The 20,249-nt window shown below is 44.7% G+C and carries 21 protein-coding genes; 15 read left to right on the top strand and 6 right to left on the bottom strand.

Annotated elements, in window-relative coordinates:
• Positions 1–138 precede the first annotated feature (138 nt).
• The 15 genes from QVC79_RS06760 (at position 139) to QVC79_RS06690 (ending at position 15,949) form a co-directional block, all read left to right on the top strand.
• Positions 139–786 carry a CoA transferase subunit A gene (locus QVC79_RS06760; protein WP_087420727.1) on the top strand — a complete coding sequence of 216 codons (648 nt, stop codon included), beginning with the start codon at positions 139–141 and terminating at the stop codon, positions 784–786.
• A 37-nt stretch (positions 787–823) separates the two neighbouring features.
• The gene (kal, locus tag QVC79_RS06755; RefSeq protein ID WP_118305605.1) at positions 824–1,210 is read left to right on the top strand and encodes a 3-aminobutyryl-CoA ammonia lyase; all 387 of its coding nucleotides are present in this window, start codon (positions 824–826) and stop codon (positions 1,208–1,210) included.
• 14 nt (positions 1,211–1,224) lie between these two features.
• Entirely contained in the window at positions 1,225–2,052 is an 828-nt protein-coding gene (gene kce / locus QVC79_RS06750; RefSeq protein ID WP_118305606.1) for a 3-keto-5-aminohexanoate cleavage enzyme, read from the top strand.
• Positions 2,053–2,084: 32 nt separating this feature from the next.
• Positions 2,085–3,128, top strand: coding sequence for an L-erythro-3,5-diaminohexanoate dehydrogenase (kdd, locus tag QVC79_RS06745; RefSeq protein ID WP_027201907.1), 1,044 nt, complete (start codon positions 2,085–2,087; stop codon positions 3,126–3,128).
• A gap of 211 nt (positions 3,129–3,339) precedes the next feature.
• A complete protein-coding gene (gene kdd / locus QVC79_RS06740) occupies positions 3,340–4,377 on the top strand; it encodes an L-erythro-3,5-diaminohexanoate dehydrogenase (RefSeq protein WP_124316840.1) in 1,038 nt (345 codons plus the stop codon).
• Positions 4,378–4,686: 309 nt separating this feature from the next.
• Positions 4,687–5,931 carry a lysine 2,3-aminomutase gene (kamA, locus tag QVC79_RS06735; RefSeq protein ID WP_124316841.1) on the top strand — a complete coding sequence of 415 codons (1,245 nt, stop codon included), beginning with the start codon at positions 4,687–4,689 and terminating at the stop codon, positions 5,929–5,931.
• 93 nt (positions 5,932–6,024) lie between these two features.
• Positions 6,025–7,035, top strand: coding sequence for a lysine 5,6-aminomutase reactivase subunit KamB (gene kamB / locus QVC79_RS06730; protein ID WP_270592089.1), 1,011 nt, complete (start codon positions 6,025–6,027; stop codon positions 7,033–7,035).
• 88 nt (positions 7,036–7,123) lie between these two features.
• Entirely contained in the window at positions 7,124–8,536 is a 1,413-nt protein-coding gene (kamC, locus tag QVC79_RS06725; RefSeq protein WP_270592087.1) for a lysine 5,6-aminomutase reactivase ATPase KamC, read from the top strand.
• Between the two features lie 15 nt (positions 8,537–8,551).
• Entirely contained in the window at positions 8,552–10,108 is a 1,557-nt protein-coding gene (gene kamD, locus QVC79_RS06720; protein WP_270592085.1) for a lysine 5,6-aminomutase subunit alpha, read from the top strand.
• A 133-nt stretch (positions 10,109–10,241) separates the two neighbouring features.
• Positions 10,242–11,030 (top strand): lysine 5,6-aminomutase subunit beta, encoded by a 789-nt coding sequence (gene kamE, locus QVC79_RS06715; protein WP_124316844.1) that lies wholly within the window; start codon positions 10,242–10,244, stop codon positions 11,028–11,030.
• A gap of 20 nt (positions 11,031–11,050) precedes the next feature.
• Positions 11,051–11,710 carry a 3-oxoacid CoA-transferase subunit B gene (locus QVC79_RS06710; protein ID WP_087420719.1) on the top strand — a complete coding sequence of 220 codons (660 nt, stop codon included), beginning with the start codon at positions 11,051–11,053 and terminating at the stop codon, positions 11,708–11,710.
• Complete coding sequence (locus QVC79_RS06705; RefSeq protein ID WP_270592081.1) at positions 11,707–12,912, top strand: acetyl-CoA C-acetyltransferase; 1,206 nt, start codon at positions 11,707–11,709, stop codon at positions 12,910–12,912. Before QVC79_RS06710 ends, QVC79_RS06705 begins: the two co-directional genes overlap by 4 nt.
• A gap of 46 nt (positions 12,913–12,958) precedes the next feature.
• On the top strand, positions 12,959–14,098 hold the full coding sequence (locus QVC79_RS06700; RefSeq protein WP_124316846.1) for an acyl-CoA dehydrogenase: 1,140 nt from the start codon (positions 12,959–12,961) through the stop codon (positions 14,096–14,098).
• A 12-nt stretch (positions 14,099–14,110) separates the two neighbouring features.
• Positions 14,111–14,893 (top strand): electron transfer flavoprotein subunit beta/FixA family protein, encoded by a 783-nt coding sequence (locus tag QVC79_RS06695; protein WP_087420716.1) that lies wholly within the window; start codon positions 14,111–14,113, stop codon positions 14,891–14,893.
• A gap of 63 nt (positions 14,894–14,956) precedes the next feature.
• Complete coding sequence (locus QVC79_RS06690; RefSeq protein WP_270592080.1) at positions 14,957–15,949, top strand: electron transfer flavoprotein subunit alpha/FixB family protein; 993 nt, start codon at positions 14,957–14,959, stop codon at positions 15,947–15,949.
• 35 nt (positions 15,950–15,984) lie between these two features.
• Here QVC79_RS06690 and QVC79_RS06685 read toward each other — a convergent pair whose 3' ends face one another.
• The 6 genes from QVC79_RS06685 to QVC79_RS06660 all read right to left on the bottom strand — a co-directional run bounded on the left by QVC79_RS06685 (position 15,985) and on the right by QVC79_RS06660 (position 20,100).
• Positions 15,985–17,187 (bottom strand): ATP-binding protein, encoded by a 1,203-nt coding sequence (locus tag QVC79_RS06685; protein ID WP_416336067.1) that lies wholly within the window; start codon positions 17,185–17,187, stop codon positions 15,985–15,987.
• 150 nt (positions 17,188–17,337) lie between these two features.
• Positions 17,338–17,514 (bottom strand): hypothetical protein, encoded by a 177-nt coding sequence (locus QVC79_RS06680; protein ID WP_164720113.1) that lies wholly within the window; start codon positions 17,512–17,514, stop codon positions 17,338–17,340.
• On the bottom strand, positions 17,511–18,140 hold the full coding sequence (locus tag QVC79_RS06675) for a hypothetical protein (RefSeq protein ID WP_270592071.1): 630 nt from the start codon (positions 18,138–18,140) through the stop codon (positions 17,511–17,513). The genes QVC79_RS06680 and QVC79_RS06675 overlap by 4 nt, the downstream gene beginning before the upstream one ends.
• A 209-nt stretch (positions 18,141–18,349) precedes the next feature.
• Entirely contained in the window at positions 18,350–18,955 is a 606-nt protein-coding gene (locus tag QVC79_RS06670) for an N-acetylmuramoyl-L-alanine amidase (protein WP_270592067.1), read from the bottom strand.
• Between the two features lie 145 nt (positions 18,956–19,100).
• Positions 19,101–19,469: a 3TM-type holin gene (locus tag QVC79_RS06665; protein WP_270592065.1), complete on the bottom strand. Its 369-nt coding sequence runs from the start codon at positions 19,467–19,469 to the stop codon at positions 19,101–19,103.
• Between the two features lie 7 nt (positions 19,470–19,476).
• Entirely contained in the window at positions 19,477–20,100 is a 624-nt protein-coding gene (locus QVC79_RS06660; protein ID WP_270592063.1) for a DUF6266 family protein, read from the bottom strand.
• Positions 20,101–20,249 lie beyond the last annotated feature (149 nt).

Raw genomic sequence — 20,249 nt, 5'->3', positions numbered from 1 at the left:
CGTAAAATGATTCTCAATAAAGAATTATTTCCGTTTTTATGTTGAAAATATTTCATTTATTGCCCCAAATGATATAAATTTGACAAATCAATGCGAATGTGTTAAATATTTAACTGAAACAATATAAAAATGCTTCCTATGAGTAAATTTATTTCTATCGAAGAGGCTGTATCAAAAGTAAAAGATGGTATGACCATCATGGTAGGCGGATTCCTCGCAAACGGAACCCCTAACAAAATCGTTGATGCGTTAGCGAAATCAGGCGTTAAGAACCTGACGTTGATCTGTAATGACACGGCTTACCCGGACAAAGGAGTAGGTCAATTGATTGCCAACAAACAAGTAAAGAAACTTTTCGTGTCACACATCGGGACGAACCCGCACACGAGCGAACAAATGAATAGCGGAGAACTTGAAATCGAATTCTGCCCGCAAGGTTCATTGGCAGAGCGTGTACGTGCCGGCGGTTGCGGGCTGGGAGGAATCCTGACTCAAACCGGAATGGGTACCATCGTGGCCGAAGGAAAACAGATCGTCAACGTGGATGGCAAAGACTACTTGTTGGAAAAACCGTTGAGAGCCGATATTGCGTTGGTTGGCGCCAGCCTTGGAGATAAAGCAGGAAATCTGGTTTACCGGGGAACATCTCAAAACTTCAACCCGTTAATGGCTTCTGCCGCTGATTTGGTAATTGCCGAAATTAACGAACTGGTTGAAGTCGGTGAAATCGCCGCAGAGAACGTGAAGACTCCGTCAATCATGGTGGACTTCATAATTGAAAATTGAAAATGGGTTCTCAATTTAAAATCTAAAATTAAAGGAAATGGAAAAATCAATGATAAGATTAAGAATGAGTGCAAAAGACGCTCATTACGGTGGTAATTTGGTTGACGGGGCTCACATGGTACATTTATTCGGAGACGTGGCCACGGAATTATTAATCATGCATGACGGTGACGAAGGGTTGTTCGTGGCATACGACAACGTGGAGTTTTTGGCACCTGTTTATGCTGGAGATTATATCGAGGCTACCGGAGAGATCGTGAAAGTAGGAAATTCTTCTCGGAAAATGGTTTTCGAGGCAAAGAAAGTAATCGCATCCAGACCTGACATTTCGGCTTCAGCAGCAGACGTACTGGAAGAACCGATCGTTGTTTGCCGTGCAAGCGGAACCTGCGTGGTGAAAAAAGAAGACCAGAGAAAGAAATAATCTAAATTATTATTATGGAGAAATTAATTATCACAGCAGCCATTTGCGGGGCCGAAGTTACCAAAGAACAAAATCCCGCCGTTCCTTATACAGTAGAAGAGATCGTGAGAGAAGCGAAATCCGCTGTAGACGCAGGCGCAGCTATTGTTCACCTTCACGTTCGTGAAGATGACGGAACCCCAACCCAAAGCAAAGCACGCTTCAAAGAGTGTATCGACGCTATTTATAAGGTATGCCCGGACGTTATCTTGATTCCCTCCACCGGAGGAGCCGTGGGAATGACCGCTGAAGAACGTCTTCAGCCGACAGAACTGTTCCCCGAGATGGCCACCTTGGATTGTGGTACCTGTAACTTCGGAGACGAGGTTTTCGAGAATACCATGCCGATGATGAGAGACTTCGGAAAGAGAATGTTGGAAAACAACATCAAACCGGAATACGAATGTTTCGAAATGGGACATCTTGACACCGTATTAACCATGGCTAAAAAAGGTCAAGTTCCCGGAGCCCCGATGCAATTCAATTTCGTTCTCGGTGTTCCCGGATGTACTCCTGCCACGGTACCGAACCTTTGCTGGCTTGTAAACGCAATTCCCGCAGGTTCTACGTGGACTGCAACCGGAATCGGTCGTCATGCTTTCACGCTTGCAGCTCCCGCTATCGCAATGGGGGGTAATGTGAGAGTAGGTTTTGAAGACAATCTTTATTTGGAAAGAGGCGTGTTGGCTAAATCCAATGGTGAATTAGTTGCCAAAGTGGTTCGTATCGCCAAAGAATTAGGTCGTCCTATCGCCACCTCCGCAGAAGCAAGAGAAATTTTGGGATTAAAACCTTTAAAATAATCGATTTATAAATTTTCAAATTTAATTATACTATGCAAAAGAAAGGAAATAAATACGGAACCCACCGTGTAATCGAACCAAAGGGAGTATTACCACAACCCGCCAACAAGATTGACAACAACATGGACGAGATCTACGACAACGAAATCTTGATCGACGTTCAGACTTTAAATATCGACTCAGCTAGTTTCACCCAGATCGAGCAACAAGCTGGTGGTGATAAAGCAAAGATCGCTGAAATCATGATGGACATTGTTGCAAAACAAGGAAAACATCGTAACCCGGTAACCGGATCAGGCGGTATGTTGTTAGGTACGGTGGAGAAAATCGGTGATGCATTGAAAGGCAAAATCGATTTGAAAGAAGGTGATAAGATCGCAACTTTGGTTTCTCTTTCTTTAACCCCACTTCGCATTGACAAAATCAAAGATATTCGCCCGGACATCGACCAAGTAGACATCGACGGTAAGGCTATCCTTTTCGAGAGTGGTATCTACGCTAAGATCCCGGCTGATCTTCCTGAAAACTTGGCCTTGTCTGCATTGGACGTAGCCGGAGCTCCCGCTCAAACCGCAAAATTGGTTAAACCGGGCGATACCGTGTTAATCATTGGTGCTGGTGGAAAATCAGGTATGTTGTGCTGCTACGAGGCTAAAAAACGTGCAGGCGTTACTGGTAAAGTAATCGGTTTGTGCCACAGCCAGAAGAGTACCGAACGTTTACAGAAACTTGGTTTCTGCGACTATGTATTCTCTGCTGATGCAACTCAGCCAGTTCCGGTAATGGAGAAAATCGAGGAGTTGACCAATGGCGAAATGTGCGACGTTACGATCAACAACGTGAACATCACCGATACGGAAATGACTTCTATCCTTTGTACGAAAAACACGGGAGTTGTTTACTTCTTCTCTATGGCAACTAGCTTCACGAAAGCAGCTCTTGGAGCAGAAGGTGTTGGTAGCGACGTGACCATGATCGTTGGCAACGGTTACACGAAAGGACACGCAGAGATCACTCTTCAAGAACTGAGAGAAAGCGAAGCTTTGAGAAAGATCTTTACTGAACTTTACGCTTAATAAGTATTTATGAAGATGTCTCAGAAACTCCTCCGTCAACAAAGCTGCCACCTCCTCTATAAACAGAGGAGGAGTTAAATGACTACCCGGTTTCAAGAAGATTTACCAGCTCTCCCTCTGTTTATTGAGGGAGTACGGCGGAGACGGGAGGGAGTTTTTGAAACATCTTCATAAATCATTAAATTTAAAATCTAAAATTTAAAATCATTTGATGGACAAGGGTTGTAGATACGGAACACACAGGGTAATTACTCCGGAAGGAACACTTCCGCAACCGGCATTAAAGCTGGATAACACGATGAGCATTTATGACAACGAATTGCTGATTGATGTACAAACATTAAACATTGATTCGGCCAGTTACACGCAGATTAAAAGCGCTTGTAACGGGGAGGCGGACAAAATGAAAGAGATGATTCTTTCTATCGTGGCAGAGAGAGGTAAAATGCAAAATCCTGTTACCGGATCGGGTGGTATGCTCATCGGAACGGTGAAAGAGATCGGGCCTAATTTCCCGGACAAATCACTGAAGGTCGGAGATAAAATTGCCACACTGGTTTCCTTATCCCTGACCCCATTAAAAATAAACAAGATCAAGCATCTTGACCCGGCATCAGATCAGGTCGACGTGGACGCGCAAGCGATCCTGTTTGAAAGCGGCTTATATGCCGTGCTACCGAATGATATTCCGGAAAAATTGGCATTAGCCGTGTTGGACGTGGCTGGGGCCCCGGCTCAAGTGGCCCGTCTGGTAAAAGAAGGAGATACGGTATGTATCATCGGAGGGGGAGGAAAGTCTGGAGTACTTTGTTGCTACCAGGCCATGAAAAACGTTGGACCTTACGGAAAGGTCATCGTGGTGGAATACTCGGAAGAGAACGCCCGAAGAATTAAAGATATGAATCTCGCCACTCACGTTATTGTTGCCGACGCAACAAAAGTGATGGACGTGTATAAAAAAGTGACTGCCATTGCAGGGGAAAGAGGTTGTGAGGTAACGATTAACAATGTAAACGTTCCATCGACAGAAATGACCTCGATTCTCGTCACAAAAGGACAAGGATGCGTTTATTTCTTCTCCATGGCAACCAGCTTCACGAAAGCGGCATTGGGAGCTGAAGGAGTAGGAAAAGATATAAATTTAATCGTGGGGAACGGATACGCCAAAGGACACGCCGAACTTACACTGAGTATCATTCGGGAGTCTGAGGAGATTCGGGAACTATTTAATAGATTGTATGTGAAATAAAATCGCATTGCGATTTTATAGATAAAAGATAAAAATTAAAAGATAAAAGTTTTAATGAAATTTAGAGTTTAAAGTTTAGAATTTAGGATGAAAGAACTACCCCCTCTGGCTCCCCCTTACACAGGGGGAGAAACGAACGCAAGAAGACGCCACAATGTAGCAATGCAGCGTATCTCCCCCTGTGTAAGGGGGAGTTAGAGGGGGTATTAAAGCGTAGCCCCGCACAGCTGGAATCTAAAATCTAAAATTTAAAAAGCGCTTTGGCAATTTAAAATTTAAAATCATAAAATCTAAAATAAATAAACTGAGATGGCTGAAAGCAGACGAAAAGAATTTTTTCCGGAAGTAACAGATGAACAATGGAACGACTGGAAATGGCAAGTGAAAAACAGAATTGAGACTGTGGATCAATTAAAAAAATATCTTGATCTGGATCCCAGCGAAGAAGAGGGTATTCGTAAAGCATTACAAATGCTGAGAATGGCGATCACCCCATATTATTTAAGTTTAATCGACAAGAACGACCCGCATTGTCCGATACGTAAACAAGCCGTTCCTTCTGCATTGGAGTTACACAAAGCCAGCGCAGACTTGGAAGACCCGTTACACGAAGACAGCGATTCTCCCGTACCGGGATTGACTCACCGTTATCCGGACCGAGTGTTGTTCTTGATCACGGACCAATGTTCCATGTACTGCCGTCACTGTACCCGCAGACGTTTTGCAGGACAAAAAGACAGTGCCTCCCCGACCGAACGTATTGACAGATGTATCGAGTACATCGCCAAGACTCCGCAAGTAAGAGACGTGCTGTTGTCCGGTGGTGACGCATTGTTGGTAAGCGACGATCGTTTGGAATACATTATCAGCCGTTTGAGAGCTATTCCTCACGTGGAAATCATCCGTATCGGTAGCCGTACCCCGGTAGTATGCCCGCAAAGAATTACCCCGGAGTTAGTGAATATGCTGAAAAAATATCACCCGATCTGGTTAAATACCCACTTCAACCACCCGAGCGAAATCACGGAAGAATCAGCTGCCGCTTGCGCTCGCTTAGCTGATGCAGGTATTCCGTTAGGAAACCAGACCGTGTTACTGAGAGGTATCAACGATTGTACCTACGTGATGAAGAAATTGATGCACGGATTGGTAAAAATGCGTGTTCGTCCGTACTACATCTATCAATGTGACCTTTCCATGGGTATCGAACACTTCCGTACTCCGGTTTCCAAAGGTATCGAGATCATCGAGAACTTACGCGGCCACACTTCCGGATACGCAGTTCCCACGTTCGTGGTTGACGCACCCGGTGGTGGTGGTAAGACTCCGGTAATGCCGAACTACGTGATCTCTCAATCTCCGAACCGGGTTGTATTGAGAAACTACGAAGGTGTTATCACAACCTACACGGAACCGACAGATTACAAGGAAGAGTGTCACTGCCCAGAATGTGAGCAAGCTCGCAAAGAAGGTGTTGCCGCTCTGTTAAATGGCGATATGCTCTCCATCGAACCGAAACATTTGGCTCGTAACGAGAGAAATCATCACGAATAAAATAATTAAGTGATTCCGTGATTTCCGATTAAGTGATTTAGTCTCTTCTCTGGAAATCACAGAATCACTTAATCAATAAATCATCAATAACCAATGTTTATCGAGGAGATTCTAAAATACAATAGTATAGCAATCGTGGGTCTGGCAAAAAATGCCGGAAAAACGGAATGTCTGAACTATATTCTTCGGAAAGTGAAGAATACGGGAAAGCGTTTCGCCCTTACCTCAATAGGCATCGACGGGGAAAACAGGGATCAGGTTTGCCAAACGCCCAAACCGGAAATTGAAATCTTTGAAGACATGATATTCATCACGTCAGAGATGCATTACCGGTCGAAACGTCTGGTGGCAGAGATCATGGATGTCAGCACACAACAAACCTCGTTAGGACGTCTGGTAACCGCCAGAGCTGTCAGTTCGGGGAAAGCCTTGTTATCAGGGCCTGCCGACACGGGATCATTGAAAACCCTCATCCAAGGGATGAAACGTTTTGACGTGGATACCACCATCGTCGACGGGGCTCTCTCCCGACTCAGTCTCAGCTCTCCGGCTGTGACGGAAGCCATGGTGTTAGCCACGGGAGCCGCGGTATCCTGTAATATTCCTCAACTGGTTAGAAAAACAAAATACGTGTATGACCTCATTTGCTTGGAGAAAGCAGAGCCGGAAATTATCCGGCAATTGATCGACATCGAGCAAGGAATGTGGTCCATTGACGAAAACGGGAAAGTTCACGATCTGAACATACCTTCCGTATTTATGCTTGAAAATAACAAAGACGAAGTTTTCAAGTACGGGAACACGTTATACGTGGCGGGCGCCATCAGTGACAAATTATTGCAATTCCTACGGCAGCAGAAGCAAATCAAGGAGATCACACTGATCATCCGTGATTTCACCAAAATGTTCGCCTCCATGGAAACATACTACGCCTTCCTTAAAAAAGGCGGCACCATGAAGGTATTGCAAAAAAGTAAACTACTGGCCGTTTGCATCAATCCCCAATCTCCGGAAGGATATTGTCTGGATTCCGACGAACTGAGAGTAGCCATGCAAGAGAGCTTGGGAATTCCTGTTTATGACGTCAAAAGAATTGAAAATTGAAAGTTGAAAATTGAAAATGAATTTAGAAGCGATGGCCCGTGCGGCTGGAATCTAAAATCATAAATCATTAAATCTAAAATTAGTAGCGGTGTTTTTAAGAAGTGCCATAGAAGAAATTAACGGGTTCAGATTCATGATCGACAAACTGGAAATTCAATCCGGTCTGGCGAAACGGATCTTGAACACATTACCTTATTTGCGTACCCCGGAAGCAATTGCCCAAGAATTGGACAAAACCGAGGTCATGCGCAACATTCTACAAATCTCCGAACTAACAGACACCATTACCAAGATCAAAGTCAAACTGATGCAAGTGAAGGACATCCGGGGAACAGCGAACCGGGTGACGGAATCACAGATACTGGATGACATTGAACTATTTGAATTAAAAGCTTTTTCTTTGCTGGTCGTGGAGATGCGGGAATTGCTCCTATCAGCAAATATCACGGTTGTTTCACTCCCGGACTTGGAACCGGTAGTAAACATTCTAGATCCCGAAAAGATGCGTATTCCTCATTTTTACGTGTATGATGCCTATTCCCCGGAACTGGCAGCCCTGCGGGCAAAAATGAAGACGCTCAAAATGGATGAAAAAACAGAAGAACGAGTACTGGATCAACTTCAATTCGAGCATACGGAATTAGAAGACCAAATCCGGGAAAAGCTATCCGAACAGATTCATCCCTATAAAAAAGAAATTAACGAAGCCTTGGCAAACACGGCAACTTTAGATATCCTGTTGGCAAAAGCCCAACAGACCATTGATATGCAGTTGTGCAAACCGGAAATTTCCACCGGCACAACTCGTTATATAAAAATATTCAATCCACAAGTAAAAGAGGTACTTTGGCAAGAAGGCAAGAAATTCCAAGCCATTGACATTGACATCGAGCAAGGCGCCTGTTTGATTACCGGAGCCAATATGGCTGGGAAAAGCGTTATCCTGAAAACCGTGGCACTGGCACAAACACTATTCCAATTCGGTTTTTACGTTCCGGCAGAACAAGCCGAGATTGCCTTGGTTGACGAAGTTCTCCTTTGCATCGGGGACGAGCAATCCGAATTAAACGGACTGTCCTCGTATGCCTCGGAAATGCTACGGGTAAATGCCATCGTTCAAGACGTGAAAGCAGGTAAAAACGCCTTGATCTTAATTGATGAACTGGCAAGAACCACCAACCCCACGGAAGGAAAGGCGATCGTGAATGCCATGCTCGACTTCCTAACGGATAAAGGGGCCCGTTCCTTGATTACTAGCCATTACAGCGGGATCAAAGCCCGTTGTAAAAAAATGCGGGTAAAAGGATTTGTAAAAGAACACGTGAAAGGTCTATTGACCATCAACAATATAAACGAGTTCATCGATTACTCGCTAATCGAAGATACTCACGACTCCGTTCCGCAAGAAGCCATGCGCATCGCCCGTATTCTGGGCGTTGACGAAGAATTGTTGGACAAAGCAGAGGAGTTTTTGGATGACGAAGAGAAGAACAGAAATTAATAACAGAACAAAGATATGCAGAACAGTAAACTAGGGCTTGATTTCACCAAAGTGGCACACGCAAAGGACGTGGCCCGGAAGATAGCCGACGATGTACAAAAATTCGTGGAACAATACTCTACCGTTGCCGTTGAGCGTACGTTATGCCGTTTGCTCGGTATTGACGGGGTTGACGCTAACACCGTGCCCCTACCCAACGTGCTGGTAGACGAGATCAAAGACAAAGGCGTGTTAGGTGAAGGAATTCTATTCTTCCTCGGAAACGCAATCGTGGAAACCGGTATGAACCCGCAACAAATAGCAGAGAAAGTTGCAGAGGGGACTCTGGACATCACCACGCTACCCGTTCACCCGACAGACAAGATTAAAGCCGCACTTAAACCACACGTTGACGCAAGTATCAAACGGATCAGTGATCGCCGTGCCAAGAAAGAAAACTACTTGAACACGATCGGAGAAGGTCCGAAACCTTATCTCTACGTGATCGTGGCTACCGGAAACATCTACGAAGACGTGGTACAGGCACAGGCTGCCGCACGTCAGGGGGCTGACATCATTGCCGTAATCCGTACAACAGGGCAGAGTTTGTTGGATTACGTGCCTTATGGAGCTACCACGGAAGGATTCGGGGGAACCTTCGCTACACAAGAAAACTTCCGCATCATGCGTAAGGCTTTGGATGAAGTAAGCGAAGAAGTAGGCCGTTACATCCGCTTATGTAACTATTGTTCAGGTTTATGTATGCCGGAAATTGCGGCTATGGGAGCGCTGGAAGGCTTGGATGTGATGTTGAACGACGCTCTTTACGGGATCCTATTCCGGGATATCAATATGCAGCGTACACTGGTTGACCAGTTCATGTCAAGGGTAATCAACGGATTCGCCGGGGTGATCATCAATACCGGAGAGGACAACTACCTAACCACCGCTGATGCCGTGGAACAGGCACACACCGTACTGGCATCCGACTTGATTAACGAGCAATTAGCCTTGATCGCCGGATTGAAAGAAGAACAAATGGGATTAGGACACGCTTTCGAAATGGACCCGTCTCTTGAAAACGGATTCTTACTGGAATTGTCTCAGGCTCAAATGACCCGTGAGATTTTCCCGAAAGCCACTTTAAAATATATGCCTCCAACCAAATTCATGACGGGAAATATTTTCCGCGGACACATTCAGGATGCACTTTTCAACATGATCGGAATCTGGACTTCACAAGGAATCCAATTATTGGGTATGCCGACAGAAGCTATCCACACACCGTTCATGTCCGACCGTTACCTTTCTATCGAGAACGCCAAGTATATCTTCAGTAACATGAAGAATATCGGTGACGAGGTAGAGTTCAAAAAGGACGGTATCATCCAGAATCGTGCCAAGGAAGTATTGAATAACGCTATCGCATTACTTGAAAACATTGAACGTGAAGGTCTTTTCACCGCTTTGGAAAAAGGAATCTTCGGTGACGTGAAACGTCCGAAGAATGGTGGTAAAGGACTTGACGGAGTTGCAGCCAAAGGCGCCAACTACTATAACCCGTTTATCGAGTTAATGCTGAAAGGCAATTGAAAATTGAAAATTGAGAATTGAAAATGACGACTTGTCATTTTTAGTTCCAAGTTTCAAGAGAGTGAATAAAAATAAAATTTAAACCAATGCGATTGATAATTTTCAATTTTGCATTTTCAATTTTCAATTCATTATGAGTGGAGGATTATATTCTACCGAAAAAAATGATTTCGACCAGACGCTGGATCTGAAAAAAATAAAACCTTACGGGGACACGATGAACGACGGGAAAACTCAGTTGAGTTTCACGTTGCCCGTACCTGCCGGGGATGAGGCTATCGAAGCCGCAAAACAATTGTTGAAAAAAATGGGTTTCGAGAACCCGCAAGTAGTGTTCCACAAAGAGTTGACCGAGGGCTACACCTTCTTCAACTGTTACGGTAGCTGCACGCACACCGTGGACTTCACGAGTATTCATGTGCCGAAAGTAGAAGGAACGAAATGGGATATGCACGAAACGGACGAGTTCATCCGTGAAAATATCGGACGTCCTTTAGTTGTTGTGGGAGCAAGTACCGGAACCGACGCTCACACCGTGGGAATCGACGCCATCATGAACATGAAAGGATTTGCCGGACACTACGGACTGGAACGTTACGACATGATCGAGGCTCACAACTTGGGAAGCCAAGTTCCCAATGAAGAGTTTATTGCCAAAGCTATCGAGCTGAAAGCCGATGCTCTTCTGGTATCCCAGACCGTTACCCAAAAAGATGTTCACATCAAGAACTTGATCGAACTCGTGGAAATGCTGGAGGCAGAAGGCTTGCGAGATAAAGTAATCTTAGCTTGCGGTGGTCCTCGTATCTCCCACGAATTGGCAAAAGAGCTGGGTTACGATGCAGGTTTCGGCATGAACACCTATGCGGATGACGTGGCGTCATTTGTTGCACAAGAATTTGTTAGAAGAAAAAATAAATAGCATTTTAAATTGAAAACGGTATGGATAAAGATCAAGTAAGAGAAGTTATCGCAAAACGGGTAGCTCTCGAATTAAAAGACGGCGACGTGGTAAACTTGGGAATCGGACTGCCAACGATGGTACCGAACTACTTGCCCAAAAACGTACACGTGATCCTACAATCCGAAAACGGATTATTAGGTATGGGTCCGAAACCGGAAGAAGGTAAAGAAAATCCGGAATTGACGGATGCCGGTGGTGGCTACATCACGGCAATCGAAGGCGCCTGCAGCTTTGACAGCGCAACCTCTTTCGGACTTATCCGCGGTGGACACGTGGATGTCACCATTCTTGGTGCTTTACAGGTAGACGAGAAAGGAAACTTGGCAAACTGGATCATCCCCGGTAAAAAAGCCCCGGGTATGGGTGGAGCCATGGACCTTTTGGTAGGTGCTAAAAAAGTGATCCTTGCCATGGAACACACGGCAAAAGGGAATCACAAGATTTTGAAAGAATGCACACTGCCGTTAACCGCTGCCGGGGAAGTTGACATGATTATCACCGAAATGGGTGTTATGAACATTACCCCTGCCGGAATCGAACTGGTAGAATTAAACCCTGAATTTACTTTAGATGACATCAAAGCAGCTACAGGCTGTGAATTAATAATTTCCAAAAACTTAAAAGCAATGCCTCAATGACAAAAACCTATATCGTAGCAGCAAAAAGAACAGCGATCGGCAAATTTTTAGGAACAACTCTTTCAATGACAGCAGCAGACTTGGGTGCCGCCGTAATAAAAAACATTATCGCGGAAACCGGAGTCAATCCCGCCAATATTGATGAAGTGATCGTCGGCAACGTACTATCCGCCGGACAGGGTCAAGGTGTAGCCCGTCAGGCATCCATCAAAGGGGGGATCCCACAAGAAGTTCCGGCTTACGGAATCAACATGATATGCGGGAGCGGTATGAAAGCCGTGCTCAATGGTGTAACCGCTATCAAATCGGGGCTGGCGAACCTGATCATTGCAGGAGGAACCGAATCCATGTCCAATGCGGGCTATATCCTCCCGGCACGTGTACGTGACGGGCACAAGATGGGCGACGTGACAGTAGTGGACCACATGGTGTATGATGGTCTGACGGACGCCTTCGAAGGATACCACATGGGCATAACGGCTGAAAACATCGCGGAAAAATACGCGATCAGCCGGGAAGAACAGGATGAATTTGCAATCGAATCGCAACAACGTGCTATTGCGGCTATCGATAATGGTAAATTCAAGTCAGAAATCGTGCCTATAGAGTACAAGGTGAAGAAAGAGACTCACGTGTTCGACACGGATGAATTCCCGAACCGGACGACCTCCCTAGAGAAATTATCGACCTTACGTCCCGCTTTCAAAAAAGAGGGTTCCGTCACGGCCGGTAATGCTTCGGGAATCAACGACGGGGCATCATTCGTACTGATCGCATCGAAAGAAGCTGTAAAACAATACAACTTAACCCCTCTATGCGAGATCATTGGTGTCGGACAAGGCGGTGTGGACCCGGCCATCATGGGTATGGGCCCCGTGCCAGCCATTGCCAATGCGCTCAAGAACGCCGGAATCAAACTATCCGACATCGACGTGATCGAGTTAAACGAGGCTTTCGCGGCACAATCACTGGGAGTCATTCACGAACTCATGGCACAACACGGCGTTACGAGAGAATGGATAAATGAACGTACGAACATCAACGGTGGTGCAATTGCACTGGGACATCCCATCGGGGCATCAGGAAACCGCATCGTTGTATCATTAGTACATGAAATGATAAACAATGAAGCAAAATTAGGTCTTGCATCCCTCTGTATCGGAGGGGGCATGGGGACGGCCTTAATTCTGAAGAAATGTTGATTTAGAATTAAAAACTAGCTTCGATCAATTAAAAACATTTATAATAATGGATTTCAGTCTATCAAAACAAGACCAACTCTTCTTACAAATGATAAGAGAGTTTGCAGAGAAAGAGGTAAAACCTCTGGCGGCGGAAGTGGACGAATCAGAAAGATTCCCGATGGAAACCGTTCAAAAAATGGCAAAACTTGGTATTATGGGTATCCCATTCCCGGTTGAATACGGCGGTGCCGGTGGTAACAACATCCTTTACACGATGGCGGTAGAGGAGTTATCCCGTGTATGTGCCACGACCGGAGTAATCGTATCCGCACACACCTCTTTGTGTTGCGCGCCGATCATGGAACACGGTACGCCCGAACAAAAAGCCAAGTATCTTCCCAAGTTGACTTCCGGTGAATGGATCGGAGCATTCGGTCTGACAGAACCGAACGCCGGAACAGACGCATCCGCACAACAGACTTTCGCGGTGAAAGAGGGAGATCATTACGTGCTTAACGGATCTAAAATCTTCATCACCAATGCCGGCTATGCACACGTGTATATCATCATGGCGATGACCGATAAATCCAAAGGGACCAAAGGAATTTCCGCCTTTATCGTGGAAAAAGATTTCCCGGGATTCTCTATCGGTAAAAAAGAGAAGAAAATGGGTATCCGCGGTTCGGCTACTTGCGAGCTGATCATGGAAAACTGTATCGTTCCTGCCGAGAACTTACTCGGACAAGAAGGTAAAGGTTTTGGTATTGCCATGAAAACACTTGACGGCGGACGTATCGGAATCGCTTCTCAAGCATTGGGTATCGCCCAAGGAGCCATGGACGAAACCGTGAAATACGTGAAAGAGCGTAAACAATTCGGAAAATCCCTCGGTCAATTCCAGAACACTCAATTCCAATTGGCTGACCTGCAGACCAAAGTGGAAGCATCCCGCTTATTAGTAAGACAAGCTGCCTACAAAAAAGACCAGAAAGTGCCTTATTCCGCAGATGCAGCTATGGCTAAACTATTCGCGGCAGAGACGGCCATGGAAGTAACGACCAAAGCCGTACAGTTCCACGGAGGATATGGATATACCCGTGAATATCCCGTTGAAAGAATGATGAGAGATGCCAAGATTACTGAAATCTACGAGGGTACGTCAGAAGTTCAGAGAATGGTGATTGCAGCAAATTTATTAAAGTAAAAGACAGTTGACATGAAGATCGTTGTTTGTATTAAACAAGTTCCGGATACCACGGAAATCAAACTGGACCCCGTTACAGGAACCCTTATCAGAGACGGTGTACCCAGTATTATGAATCCCGATGACAAGGGAGGACTTGAATTTGCCCTTCAATTAAAAGATCAATATGGAGCACACGTGACCGTGATCACCATGGGACCGCCTCAGGCAGAAGCTATCCTAAGAGAGGCATACGCCATGGGAGTGGATCGTGCCATCCTGTTAAGCGACCGCAAATTCGGTGGAGCCGATACATTGGCCACTTCTAATACTATTGCCGCAGCCTTGAGATCTCTGGAATTCGACTTAGTGATCACCGGACGTCAGGCTATCGACGGGGATACCGCACAGGTTGGCCCGCAGATCGCTGAACACCTGGATTTACCGCAAGTAACTTACGTGGAAAGCTTGACTTTCGACGGGAACAAGACTTTCACGGTGAAGAAATCCATGGAAGACGGTTACCAGATGGTACAAGTAGACACTCCTTGCGTGTTCACCGCATTGGCATCCGGAGTAAAACCCCGTTACATGTCTGTAAGAGGAATCGTTGAGGCTTACAACCACCCCATCGAAACATGGACCTACAACGACATCACCGTGGATGATCAGAAGATCGGATTGAACGGATCACCGACCCGTGTATTCAAATCATTCACCAAGGGTGTAAAAGCTGCCGGACAAATCTACGAAGTAGACCCTGCAGAAGCTGTAGACATTATTATCAGCAAATTGAAAGAAAAATTTATTATCTAATGAAGAGGATAGATTAGGATTATTTTAATCTTAAATCTAAAATCATTAAATCTAAAATTAGAAATGGATAAGGCACAATATAAAAACGTTTACGTCTTCGTTGAACAAAGAGAAGGCGTTATCCAAAACGTGGGTCTGGAATTGTTAGGTAAAGCCAGAGAATTAGCTGATGCTTTAAATGAGAAAGTATATGCCATGTTATTGGGACATGACCTGACGACGCAAGCTCAGGAATGTATTGCTTACGGGGCTGACACCGTGTTACGTGTAGATGCTCCGGAATTGGCAACCTACGTTACCGAACCTTACGCACAGGCTATTTACCAGATCATCCGTGACAACAAACCAAGCATCGTGCTGATCGGGGCAACTACCATCGGTCGTGACCTCGGCCCGCGCTTGTCTGCCCGTGTAGAAACCGGATTGACTGCAGACTGTACCGGATTGGAAATTTCCGAAGAACGGGATTTGTTAATGACCCGTCCGGCATTCGGTGGAAACTTGATGGCAACCATCATCTGCAAGGAACACCGTCCCCAAATGTCAACCGTTCGTCCGGGCGTAATGCGCATGGGACAACGTGACGAGAATCGGCAAGGAACGATCGAAGATGTAAAAATCAACTTCGATAAATCTAAATTCCGTGTACGTGTTCTTGAAACAGTCAAACAAACCAAGAACTTGGTTGACATCACCGAAGCTCATGTATTGATCTCCGGAGGTCGTGGAGTGGGTAATGCAGAAGGATTCGATATGTTGCGTGCAATGGCAAACACCATCGGAGCTGAAGTATCCGCCTCCCGTGCCATGGTTGATGCCGGAGTATTGGGACACGAACGTCAGGTAGGGCAAACCGGTAAAACCGTACGTCCCGACTTGTACTTCGCCATGGGTATCTCCGGAGCAATCCAGCACTTGGCCGGTATGGAAGAATCCGAATACATCATCGCAATCAACAAAGACAAATTTGCCCCGATCTTCAACGTGGCAGATTTGGGTATCGTCGGCGATGTTCGCAAGATCGTTCCGCTTTTAACTGAAAAGTTGAAAAGATAATACGAAAAAAGAGACTGATTATTCAGTCTCTTTTTTTACCTAACATTCATTAAAAAATCACAAATCCCCAAATATTGTATTCCCTCATAAGTATTTCCATGAAATAAATCTTGTGAGACGACAAACTTGGGATAATTATCTTCTATTTTTAAAAGATTGCCAAATTCCCGTTGGATAGTTGCTTCATCATTTAATTGTAACGCAACCTGTACATACACCTTTTCTCCCTCCCGCTCACCAATAAAATCAACTTCTTGTTTCTCCAATACTCCCACGGAAACCTTATACCCTTGATAAAGCAAATGATTATAAACAATATTTTCTAATACTTTCCCTTGATCTTGGAGTTTAAAACCTGCTATAACATTTCGAATTCCCAGATTTTCAAAATAATACTTATTTCCTACCTCAAAAATACGCTTCCCCACAATATCATACCGATCAACACAAGAAATAATAAAAGCATTTGTAAAATGCTCGATATAAGTCAGGATCTGATTCACCCCCAGCGTGACTCGTTGCGATTTCAAATAATCACTTATCCCTTTGGCTGAAAATATACTTCCCACATTATCTGCAAGAAACAGAAGTAACCTCTCTAAGAAATCAGTATTCCGTAAAGCATATCGGCTAACCACATCCCGATAAATAATCGTGGAATATATACTCTTTAAATATTCAAAAACAATTCCATCTTCTAATTTCAAATGCATCAAATAGGGCAATCCTCCATACCTAGTATATAATCTAAAACTTTCATCCGAATTTTCAAGTCCATGAAATTGTAAAAACTCAGGATATGACAAACTATATATCGTGAACTCAATATACCGTCCCCCCAAATAAGTAGCTAATTCTCCGGACAACATTTTTGCATTACTCCCCGTCACGTATATATCGTTATTTTCATCCAAAACCAGTGAACGTAGAGCTTTCTCGAATTCACGAACCTCCTGCACCTCATCAATAAATATATAATTCTTACTCTCTTTTAAGCATTTACTCATCACGTAAGCATATAGCTCCTTTGCAGATTTTATAAAATCAAAAGCGATATCTTCCAGATTTATATAAATAATATTTGCCTCGGATTCCTTTTTCCGGATCAATTCTATTAGTTGAAATAAAATATAACTTTTCCCAACTCGACGTTGTCCGGTTATAACTTTGATCAAAGACGTTCCCATAAAGGGCTCTATTTTCCTCAAATAATGTTCTCTATATTTTATATTCTCCATTTTCATTATAATTAAAACTCTTCCAAAAATACGAAAAAGTTTTCATTATAATGAAAACTTCAAGCAAATTAGATCAAAGTTTTCATCATGATGAAAACTCTCCTCCCTCACTTTACAAACTAAAGGGGCAGCCGAAGCCACCCCTTTCCCTTATCGTCCGGAACGTTTCCGCTCCCATCGATTCTTACACCAAGCCACCACGACCGAGCTAATCACTCCTCCCACGATACTCAACACCCCTGTCACGAAATCATCAGCTACCTGTGAGAGGAAAGCATTAAATCCCAGCGTGAAAAATATTCCGGTAAAAAAGTACACGCTTATCATACCGTCAAATAACGACTGTCCGATGCCGCACTCCCGTTCTTCAAGGTTGCGAAACAATACACCTTCACGTTAGCCTCATCCCAATCCTCGGGAAGCGCGTAACTCGTGTTACCATTCTCTCCCCGATCTCTCAACGGAACAATCTTGGCACGATTCAACACGGTTTCCAACAACACGCCATACACCTTGTCATCCGCCAACGCATACCCCTCCTCTTCTTCTTGCATCTCCTGTTCGAAAGAATACATCTTACTCTCCGAGGCGTACGTTACAGTTACCTTAGGCGTGTACAACAACCCGGTAGCCATTTTTAACCGATCAAACACGATGGTTGCCACGTGTTTCTCGTCCACTTCCACTGCTGCCTGATTCGCTTTCACGAAAGCATTCGAAGTCGTACCATTTCCCATGCCCACGAAACCTTTCCGAATCACCGGAATCAATCTCCGAGACAACTGAACCAACACCTTCATCTTCGCCCGTTGATCAAGCATCTCCGGTGTTGGGTTATCCTTCCTTGAAAAGATCTTCGCCTTCGCGATATTCTGCTTGTTCGTGTAACACATCGTCACGTTACCAACGGACTTCTTTACCTTGCCTAATAAATAAGAATTAAATTTTGCCATAACATTAAAATTTAAAAATGAATAAATCAGAAAATTTAAAATAATCCCGCACTCCCCGCATGGGCCCTACACGAAGAATGGAATTTAAAATATAACATTTAGAATGAAAAGCTTCCCCAAAACAACGAGTAATCCAACTCTCCCTCTGTTTATAGAGGGAGTACCCCGAAGGGGGGAGGGAGTTCCAATCTAAAATTTAAAATCTAAAATCAATAATACCGAATCCAGTCCGCCACCCTCAATGCCGGTCCCGGATCCACCTTTCTCGATGTCACATCAGAATGTCCCACGATGTCCCCGATAGGATAAGCATCCACCAGCAAACCACACACCTCGTTCAACACCTGCATCTGCACGTCCGTGTAATCATGCCAATATGTCGGCATTTCACCCGAATCTTCCGTGTACACGTCCTTCACGGGAACTTCCCGACCACACTCCGCCACGAACTTTCCCCCTTCCAGTCGCAACTGCCCTAAATTATCCAGCTCGATCCCAATGGAATAATGATTCAGCTCGCACCTTCCCCCGTAACTACTCTTCCCCGCGTGCCAAGCCTCGATATTAAACGGCACCAGTTGTATCACCTGCCCATCCCGCCCGATCACCACGTGCGCTGACGCTTTCACGTCCGGCCTTACCAAGAATTTTGCCGAAGACATGGCACTAGTACTTCCCGTGTAATGTAAAATAATCATATCCGGCTCTCCCAATCCTCGCCTATTCTTCTCACACACGACATGAATTACTCCACCACCCACCAAACGATGGTTTACAATTGAAAATGGTGAATTAGAACTTGAAAATACCTCCATAACAAAAAATTTAAAGTTTAAAATTTAGAGTTTAGAATGAAAAAGATTCCGTGATTGCCGATTCGATGATTGGGTGATTAAAATCACTTAATCGAAAATCATTAAATCACTTAATCGATAGGATCTACAATCATCAAATCTAAAATTAGCGTGGCTTTCGTGCGAATGCCTGCATGATTTTTTCCCCACTTCTCCCCACCACGTACCCGCCCAACCCGATCTCCAATAAATCCCAGAACCGGGAAGTTTCATCCAGAATCGGTAAACTGGTAAAAGTCCCGATCAAAATAACACTGGCAAATGTCAACATCACCAGCGGCCGCCACGATCGTTGCAACCAATTCCCCCTCACTTCCTCCTGTACCGTGACCGCTCTCGCCTGTGCTAATTCCCGTTCCAGTTCCTGCATCAATTTCAACAACCCGGTTTCCAGCTCTTTTTTCTCCCTCGCCGGGAGTGTTAATTGACCAATCAACTCGCTGATCGAATTAACGATTCCACTTATCGGTTTCATTCCCCGTTCACAATTTAATGTACTGCGAATTCGAGAATCGTTTCCCATCCGGGGACTCGAAAAAACAATACAAATGTATCTTCATCCCCTTACCACGCTCTAACGGGAAAGTCGCCTTTTCTGCCACCCGCAATACCTCCAATCCCTCCAACAACTTCGGGCTAAATGAACGATTCGACGGAAGCACGATAACATTCAAACGATCTGTCGCCTCAAAATTGTACGCCTCCTCGTCATTCTCCCAATCCAGCGTGACGATTCCTTGATCATCCATTCTCCCCTGCAGATTATACGCCTGTTGTCGTTTCCCGGCAGAAAAATGCAATTGCGAAAAATCACCGATCTTCCCGTTTGCCCGAAACGCCTTCAAATTCTTTTTCATAAAAAGCGCATACCCACTACTACAGATCTTGTCAGCCGAAAGATCCAGAATACCCTTCAAGGGAGTCTCCTTTATCTTCTTGTAGAAACGCACGGCCACCCGGAAACGGGATCTCACTTCCTGCTGTTTCGGTGTATTAGGATCAATTCTATCGGGCAAACTCCTCATATAAGACTTCCCGTTCAGCTTGCAGAAAACGACATTTCCGACTCGCCCCCTTATTCCAAATTCATTACGAACTAAAGCCATAACTCTTTTTTTAAATGAATACTATTTTTATCTCATCAACTCTCGCTGATTTCCGAATGCAATATTACAACTCTTCAACTCCCCGCTTGTTATACGCCACGGTTCCGTCAAACAAAATAATCCCAACCCCATGATTACCAGCATTCAAA

The sequence above is a fragment of the Butyricimonas sp. genome, from assembly GCF_019423355.1.
Classification (GTDB): Bacteria; Bacteroidota; Bacteroidia; order Bacteroidales; family Marinifilaceae; genus Butyricimonas; species Butyricimonas faecihominis.
Note: the sequence above shows the minus strand (reverse complement) of the source record. Positions and strands in the feature narration are given on the sequence as shown.